Genomic DNA, 1,008 nt, shown 5'->3' with positions numbered 1-1,008 from the left:
CAGCGCGCCGGCGCCCCGCTCGTCGCGGGCACGCCCGACCCGGTCTCCGGCGCCGACGAGGTCGTCGCCTTCGCCGAGGAGCACGGCCTGCCGATCGCGATCAAGGCCGCCTTCGGCGGCGGCGGACGCGGCCTGAAGGTCGCCCGCACCCTCGAAGAGGTCCCGGAGCTCTACGACTCCGCGGTCCGTGAGGCGGTCGCGGCGTTCGGGCGCGGGGAATGCTTCGTCGAGCGCTACCTCGACAAGCCCCGCCACGTCGAGACGCAGTGCCTGGCCGACCAGCACGGCAACGTCGTGGTCGTCTCCACGCGTGACTGCTCGCTGCAGCGCCGCCACCAGAAGCTGGTGGAGGAAGCCCCCGCCCCGTTCCTCTCCGAGGCGCAGGTCGCCCAGCTGTACTCCGCCTCCAAGGCCATCCTCAAGGAGGCCGGCTACGTCGGCGCCGGCACCGTCGAGTTCCTCGTCGGCATGGACGGCACGATCTCCTTCCTGGAGGTCAACACCCGCCTCCAGGTCGAGCACCCGGTCACCGAGGAGGTCACCGGCATCGACCTCGTGCGTGAGATGTTCCGCATCGCCGACGGCGAGGAACTCGGCTACGACGACCCGCAGCTGCGCGGCCACTCCTTCGAGTTCCGCATCAACGGCGAGGATCCCGGCAGGGGCTTCCTCCCGGCGCCGGGCACGGTCACCACGTTCGCCCCGCCGACCGGCCCCGGCGTCCGCCTGGACGCCGGCGTCGAGTCGGGCTCGGTCATCGGCCCGGCGTGGGACTCCCTGCTCGCCAAGCTGATCGTCACCGGCGCCACCCGTCAGCAGGCGCTCCAGCGCGCCGCCCGCGCGCTCGCCGAGTTCCAGGTCGAGGGCATGGCCACCGCGATCCCGTTCCACCGCGCGGTCGTCAAGGACCCGGCCTTCGCGCCGGAACTGACCGGCTCCAGCGACCCGTTCACGGTCCACACCCGCTGGATCGAGACCGAGTTCGTCAACGAGATCAAGCCCTTCGCC

Annotated in this window: 1 protein-coding gene; it reads left to right on the top strand. The window is 72.1% G+C overall.

The window, feature by feature from the left end; all coding sequences use genetic code 11:
• Positions 1-1,008, top strand: a 1,008-nt coding sequence (locus ACZ7L5_RS45180) for an ATP-binding protein (RefSeq protein WP_471524959.1), incomplete at both ends; no start/stop codon positions are given.

This window comes from Streptomyces sp. NPDC107528 (genome assembly GCF_055639295.1).
This window is presented reverse-complemented; position numbering and strand designations above follow the sequence as displayed.